Genomic DNA, 6,118 nt, shown 5'->3' on the forward strand with positions numbered 1-6,118 from the left:
GACTGCTGCCAGGAGACCGACGGCGGGCAGGCGATGCTCGTGACGACCGTCGAGCGGGCGCGCGATCTGAAGCAGCCGGCCGTCGTCATCGAGGCAGCGGCGCAAGGCATGGCCGACGACCAGCACATGATGCGGTCGTTCAACCGGTCGTCGCTGGTCGAGCTGCCGGAGATGGGGACCTGCGCGCGCCAGATCTGGGAGACGTCAGGGCTCGGGCCCGATGACGTGAAGACGGCGGTGCTCTACGACCACTTCACGCCGTTCGTGTTGGCGCAGCTGGAGGAGTTCGGCTTCTGCGGTCGGGGCGAGGCGAAGGACTTCATCGCCGACGGCGCAATCGAGATCGGCGGCCGGCTGCCGATCAACACTCACGGCGGACAGCTCGGCGAGGCCTATCTGCACGGCATGAACGGCGTCGCCGAGGGCGTGCGGCAGGTGCGCGGGACGTCGGTCAACCAGGTCGAGGGTGCCGAGCACGTGTTGGTGACGGGTGGCACCGGCGTACCGACGTCGGCCGTGATGCTCGGAGTGGATCGCTGATGGCCAAGGCTCTCGTCCCCTCGTTCGCCGGCGACGAGCTGGCGGGCGGTGTCGCCGTCGTCACGGGGGCCGGCGTCGGGCTCGGCCGCGCGGAGGCGCTGGCGCTGGCGGCAGCGGGCGCGAAGGTCGTGGTCAACGACATCGGCGACAACGCCGAGGCCGTCGCGGCTGAGATCCGCGCGGCGGGCGGCGAGGCGGTCGGCGTACCCGGCGACATCGGTGACTGGGAGTTCGCGACCTCGTTGGTACGGCGCGCGATCGACGAGTACGGCGACCTCCACGTGCTCGTCAACAACGCCGGCGTGCTGCGCGACCGGATGATCTTCGGCGTCACCGCTGACGAGTGGGACACCGTGCTCCGGGTGCACCTGCGCGGTCACGCGGCGACCTGCCAGGCGGCGACGGCGTACTGGCGTGAGGCGTCCAAGGCCGCGGACGGCCCGGTGTGGGCTCGTGTGGTCAACACCGCCTCCGAGGCGTTCCTCTTCGGCTCGCCCGGTCAGCCCAACTACGCGGCGGCGAAGGCGGGCATCGCCGCGTTGACGTTGTCGGTTGCGCACGGTTGTGCGCGTTACGGCGTACGGGCAAACGCGATCGCGCCGAGGGCGCGCACCGGGATGACCGAGGCGCTGTTCCCGTCTGCCCCGGAAGGCGACGAGATCGACCCGTGGGCGATCGAACACATCGCGCCGGTGGTGGTCTGGCTCGCCACCCGCGGCACCGACCACGTCAACGGCAATGTGTTCGTGACGTACGGCGGCAAGGTCGGCGTGATGAAGGCACCGGCACTGGACGCGGCGTTCGCCAGCGACGGCGAGACGTGGACTGTCGCGGAGCTGGAGAAGACGGTCGGCAACTACCTGGCCGACGGCAACCGCCACACCTTCGCGGTAGGCAACGACCTCACCCTCTAACCCCTACCGTCGAGCCCAACGTAGATGGTCCTTCAGACCCCCTCGAGAGACTCAAAAGGTTGGGCTCGGCGCGACTTCGCGTTGTACGTGTTGGTCAGCGACTTCGACGCACCTCCTCGGCTGCCGCGATCGTGGGGCTGGCGCTTGCGATCTGGGCGCGGGTGCATCTCGGAGGCAACTGGGGAACGCCCATGTCACAGAAGGACAGTCCGGAGCTGGTGACATCGGGCCCGTACCGGTGGCTTCGCAACCCGATCTACAGCGGCATCATTCTCGGGCTGTTCGGCAGCGCCTTGGCCGTGGACCTGCATTGGCTGATCGCCGCCGTGCCGATCAGCGGTTACTTCGTCTACAGCGCGGTGATGGAGCAGCGTTACATGGCGCGGACGTTCCCGGACACCTACCCGGCGTACCGGGGCTCGACGAAGATGCTGATCCCGTTCGTCTTCTGACGGCGGCCCCCGTCAGACGCTCCAGCCCGGGCGGACCAGTCCGGTCTCGTAGGCCAGCACGACGAGCTGGGTGCGGTCGCGGGCGTCGAGCTTCGTCATGATGCGGCTGACGTGGGTGCGGGCGGTCGCAGGGCTCATGAACAGCCGGGCCGCGATCTCGGGATTGCTCAGACCAGCGGCGACCAGCGCCATAACCTCGCGCTCGCGCTCGGTGAGCGCATCGAGCGCCTTCGTGGGTTGCGGCGCCTTCGCGCGCGCTGCGAACTCTTCGACCAACCGTCGCGTCAGCGCCGGTGAGATCAACGCGTCGCCCGCCGCGACGATCCGCACCGCGGCCACCAGCTCGGCAGGTTCGGTGTCCTTGACCAGGAAGCCGCTGGCGCCGTAGCGCAGCGCGTCGAACAGGTACTCGTCGAGACCGAAGGTGGTCAGGATCAGGACACGTACGCCGGCGAGCTCGCGATCGGCCGCGATCGCCCGGGTCGCTTCCAGTCCGTCGAGCTCGGGCATCCGGATGTCCATCAGCACGACGTCGGGTCGATGCTCCTTCGCGAACGCGATCGCCTCGTGGCCGTCGGCGGCCTGCGCCACGACGGTGATGTCGTCTCGCGCGCCGAGCAGCGCCGCGAAGCCCTCACGCACGAGGGCCTGGTCGTCGGCGAGCAGGACCCGGATCATGTCGCGCGCAGCGGCAACGTCGCCCGCACCCGGAAGCCGCCGCCGGATGTCGGCCCCGCGTCGAGTGACCCACCCAGCGCCTCTGCCCGCTCGCGCATGCCGGTGATCCCGCTGCCCCGGCTCGCCGCGTCGGCGGGCCCGCCGCGCCCGTCGTCGCAGACGTCCAGAGCGAAGGCCTCATGGTCGTAGCGCAGCACGACGGTCGCCCGGCTTGCGTTGGCGTGCCGCGCCACATTGGTCAGCGACTCCTGCACGATCCGGTACGCCGCGAGGTCGACGCTTGCCGGCAGCGCGGTGACCGTCCCGGTGACTCGAGTGGTCACCGCGATGCCCAGGCGGCGAGTCGAGTCGACCAGCGCTTCGAGCCGGGACAGACCGGGCGCGGGTGCGCGGGGCGCCTCGTCGTCTTCCTGGCGCAGTGCGGCGAGCATCGAGCGCAACTCGTCGAGTGCCTCCCGCGACACGTCGCGAATCGTACGAAGGGACGCGCGTGCCTGCTCCGGGTCGCTGTCCATCAGGTCCAGCCCGACGCCGGCCTGCACCGCGATGAGTGAGATGTGATGCCCGATCACGTCGTGCAGGTCGCGCGCCGTCGACAACCGCTGCCGGCTGGCGCGGTGCTGCTCGTCGAAATGACGCGCTGCGGCAGCGGTCGCCGTACGTTCCTGTCGGGTGCGAACGACCTCTGCCACGACGACCAGCACGGCGAGCCAGCTCGCCAGGATGACCGACGCCTGCAACGTCGGCTGCGCCTGACCGTAGACGAGGGGCACGAGCCACAGCGTCGAGTAGCCGATCGCGATGGCGCTCCAGGCAGCCCACCGGTGCCCGCGGGTGGCGGCGAGGAAGAACGACACGATCAGACTGAGATAGGCGAAACGTCCCCCATGCGGAGAAAGGGTCGCCGCGAAGCAGACCCACAGGACCGCGACCGGGTGGCGGCGTACTGCGGTGAGAGCGAGCGGCCCGACGGCAAGCAGCACCCAGCCGAGCGCGTCGAGGTGGGCATGTGAGCCGTGGCGGTGCGCCGTCCCCGCCGACAGTCCGTACTGCAGCACGAGCAGCACGCCGGGCAGCAGCAGGTCGCGGCGGTCGAGCACGCGATCGAGCGCTCTCGACCACCTGGACTCGAGGCTTGCGACTGTCATGGTCCTCCGCGTCGACGCTAGCGAGGTCCGCACGGGGCGCGCGTCGGTCGGGGAGCGCAGCGTCTGCTACGTCTGCCGACGTACGACGGGACGTTGCTCCGCGTAGCAGGGCGCAAACGACGAGCCGCTCCTGGCCTGACGACGTCGCCGCCGCAGCCGACCAGCATCAGACGGGTCCATTTCAACCTGCGACGGGAGCCCATCGCGATGGCGACGATCGAGTTCAACGGACTCACCAAACGATTCGGCGACCAGTTCGCCGTGAAGGACCTGACCGTCACCGTCGAACCCGGCAGCGTGGTCGGCTTCCTCGGCCCGAACGGCGCCGGCAAGACGACGACGCTGCGGATGCTGCTCGGCCTGGTGACGCCGACCACCGGGTCGGCGCTGATCGACGGTGTCCGATACGCAGACCTTTCGGAGCCGCGACACGTCGTCGGCGCGGTGCTCGAGGCGTCCGGGGCGCATCCCGCCCGTACGGCGCGACGGCACCTGCGGATCGAGGCCGTTGTCGCAGCGGCACCGCCCGGGCGGGTCGATGCGGTGCTGGATCTCGTGGGTCTGCACGATGCAGCCGATCGCCGCGTCGGCACCTTCTCTCTCGGCATGCGGCAGCGACTCGGCCTGGCGACCGCGTTGCTGTGCGATCCCGACGTACTGATCCTCGACGAGCCGGCCAACGGCCTGGACCCCGAAGGGGTGCGCTGGCTGCGGACGTTGCTGCGCGGTCTCGCCGAGCAGGGCCGGACGGTGCTGGTGTCCAGCCATCTGCTGGCGGAGGTGGCGCAGACCGTCGACAGCGTCGTGATCATCAACCGCGGCCGGCTGGTGCGCCATGCCGCGCTCGACGAGCTGGTCAGCGAAGCCGAGGTGGTGGTCCGGGTGCGCACCTCCGACCCCGCCGGGCTTCGAAAGGCGGTGGCGGCCCCCGGAGTCACGGTGACCGAGACCGGCGGAGAGGTCGTCGAGATCGTCGGCGCGACGCCGGAGCACATCGGCCGGACGGCCGCGGACAAGCGGATTCCCATCTTTGACATCAATACTGAGACCTTCGATCTCGAGCAGCTGTTCCTCGGCTTGACCGGATCGACGAGCGGGATCGGAGAGGCGTCATGACGCGCACGATTCGGGCAGAGCTCGCCAAGCTGGCGACGCTGCGGATGACGTACGGAATGCTGGTCGCGGCGGCCGGCGTCACGGCGCTGTTCACCAGCCTGCAGGCGCGCCGTTCCGGCAACCGGGTTCCGCCGATCTCCACCATGGCGGGGCTGTCGACGGTCACGACGGCTCACGCGATCGGGATGATGCTCGCCGCCGTGCTCGGGGTGATCGCCGCCAACGGCGAGTTCCGCCACAACAGTGCGACGTTGACCTACCTCGCGACGCCGAACCGCTCGAAGGTCCTGTTGGCAAAGATCGTCGCGATCCTGCCCTTCGGTGCGCTCTACGGCATCGTCGCCGGCACGGTCTCGACGGGCGTCGGGCTCGCTTTCGTCGTAGGTCGCGGCGATGAGGTCACGCTGTCGTCGGCGGCGCTGACCGGGCACATCTTCGGTGCCGCAGTGGGTGCGGCGGCACTTGCTGCGATCGGCGTGGCGGTCGGGTCGCTGGTGCGATCGCAGATCGCCGCGGTGATCGGTGTGTTCATCTGGTGTCTGGTCATCGAGTCGGTCGTGGGAGCCAATGTCACGTCGGTTCGGCCGTACCTGCCCTACACCGCGTCGACCACCCTGGGCGGTGCGAAGCTCGGTGCGGCCGCCTTCGGGCCGCAGTTCCAGATCAGTGGGCAGTCGCCACTACCGTTCATCGCCGCCCTTCTCGTGCTCGTCGCGATCGGGGCGGTCGTCGCTGCGGTTGCGGCTCGTACCGTCGTCCGCGCCGACATCCAGTGACGTCGCCGCAGGAGAGGTGGGCGGCGGGAACCTCGCGTCAGCGGTTTCCGAGCTCGGCGTGGGCGGCCGCATCCAGCGACCACTCGGCATCGGTGATCCAGCGCCCGCGCCATCGATCGAGGCGTACGGCGACGTCTGCTCGCTCGGTGTTGGCGCAGACCGCGGGGTCGCCGTTCGGGTCGGCGTAGTCGAGGACGACGCAGCGATCCTTCGGTTGGTTGACCTCGACCGTCAGGCGGGTGCGCCCGACGACGCCGCGGACCCGCCACGACTCGGCCGCAAGCCGAGTGCGGAACAGTGGCGACGCTAACAACGGGTCGCGTGGCCAGTCGTGGCCGTTGCGGCGCAGCTGCACGAAGGCCAGCGGCGGCAGCGCACGCATGCCGGGCCGCCTCGCGACCGCGGCCACGATCTCGAGGCTCGTGTCGCCGTCGAGGTCGGCGTGGAGCCATCCCCACCGCTGCGCGTTGCCGTGTCCGTAGATGTGAGCGACG

General features: G+C 69.9%; 8 protein-coding genes. 5 read left to right on the top strand and 3 right to left on the bottom strand.

Translation table 11 applies throughout. The features are described 5' to 3' along the window. From VG899_13255 to VG899_13265, 3 genes are all read left to right on the top strand, one after another. Nucleotides 1-540 (top strand): lipid-transfer protein (locus tag VG899_13255; protein HWA67322.1); only part of this gene is annotated, 540 nt, incomplete at its 5' end. After that, nucleotides 540-1,454 carry an SDR family NAD(P)-dependent oxidoreductase gene (locus VG899_13260; GenBank protein HWA67323.1) on the top strand — a complete coding sequence of 305 codons (915 nt, stop codon included), beginning with the start codon at nucleotides 540-542 and terminating at the stop codon, nucleotides 1,452-1,454. The genes VG899_13255 and VG899_13260, both read left to right, overlap by 1 nt. 131 nt (nucleotides 1,455-1,585) lie before the next feature. After that, on the top strand, nucleotides 1,586-1,906 hold the full coding sequence (locus VG899_13265; GenBank protein ID HWA67324.1) for an isoprenylcysteine carboxylmethyltransferase family protein: 321 nt from the start codon (nucleotides 1,586-1,588) through the stop codon (nucleotides 1,904-1,906). Between the two features lie 12 nt (nucleotides 1,907-1,918). Here VG899_13265 and VG899_13270 read toward each other — a convergent pair whose 3' ends face one another. Both VG899_13270 and VG899_13275 read right to left on the bottom strand, forming a co-directional pair. Next, nucleotides 1,919-2,584, bottom strand: a complete 666-nt coding sequence (locus VG899_13270) for a response regulator transcription factor (protein HWA67325.1) — start codon at nucleotides 2,582-2,584, stop codon at nucleotides 1,919-1,921. Next, nucleotides 2,581-3,732, bottom strand: a complete 1,152-nt coding sequence (locus VG899_13275; protein ID HWA67326.1) for a sensor histidine kinase — start codon at nucleotides 3,730-3,732, stop codon at nucleotides 2,581-2,583. Before VG899_13275 ends, VG899_13270 begins: the two co-directional genes overlap by 4 nt. 207 nt (nucleotides 3,733-3,939) lie before the next feature. Here VG899_13275 and VG899_13280 point away from each other — a divergent pair, with 207 nt between their 5' ends. Both VG899_13280 and VG899_13285 read left to right on the top strand, forming a co-directional pair. Further along, nucleotides 3,940-4,848 (top strand): ABC transporter ATP-binding protein, encoded by a 909-nt coding sequence (locus VG899_13280; protein ID HWA67327.1) that lies wholly within the window; start codon nucleotides 3,940-3,942, stop codon nucleotides 4,846-4,848. After that, complete coding sequence (locus VG899_13285; GenBank protein HWA67328.1) at nucleotides 4,845-5,624, top strand: hypothetical protein; 780 nt, start codon at nucleotides 4,845-4,847, stop codon at nucleotides 5,622-5,624. Before VG899_13280 ends, VG899_13285 begins: the two co-directional genes overlap by 4 nt. 37 nt (nucleotides 5,625-5,661) lie before the next feature. On the opposite strand, the gene VG899_13290 is transcribed toward VG899_13285, so the two are convergent. Continuing rightward, nucleotides 5,662-6,118 (bottom strand): hypothetical protein (locus VG899_13290; protein HWA67329.1); only part of this gene is annotated, 457 nt, incomplete at its 5' end.

The sequence above is a fragment of the Mycobacteriales bacterium genome (genome assembly GCA_035550055.1).
In the GTDB taxonomy this organism is placed as follows: Bacteria; Actinomycetota; Actinomycetes; order JAFAQI01; family JAFAQI01; genus DASZTV01.

Bases quoted from the DNA above. Each gene is read 5' to 3' on its own strand.
- VG899_13270 (HWA67325.1), bottom strand. From the start codon at position 2,584: ATGATCCGGGTCCTGCTCGCCGACGACCAGGCCCTCGTGCGTGAGGGC.
- VG899_13280 (HWA67327.1), top strand. From the start codon at position 3,940: ATGGCGACGATCGAGTTCAACGGACTCACCAAACGATTCGGCGACCAG.
- VG899_13285 (HWA67328.1), top strand. From the start codon at position 4,845: ATGACGCGCACGATTCGGGCAGAGCTCGCCAAGCTGGCGACGCTGCGG.
- VG899_13275 (HWA67326.1), bottom strand. From the start codon at position 3,732: ATGACAGTCGCAAGCCTCGAGTCCAGGTGGTCGAGAGCGCTCGATCGC.
- VG899_13260 (HWA67323.1), top strand. From the start codon at position 540: ATGGCCAAGGCTCTCGTCCCCTCGTTCGCCGGCGACGAGCTGGCGGGC.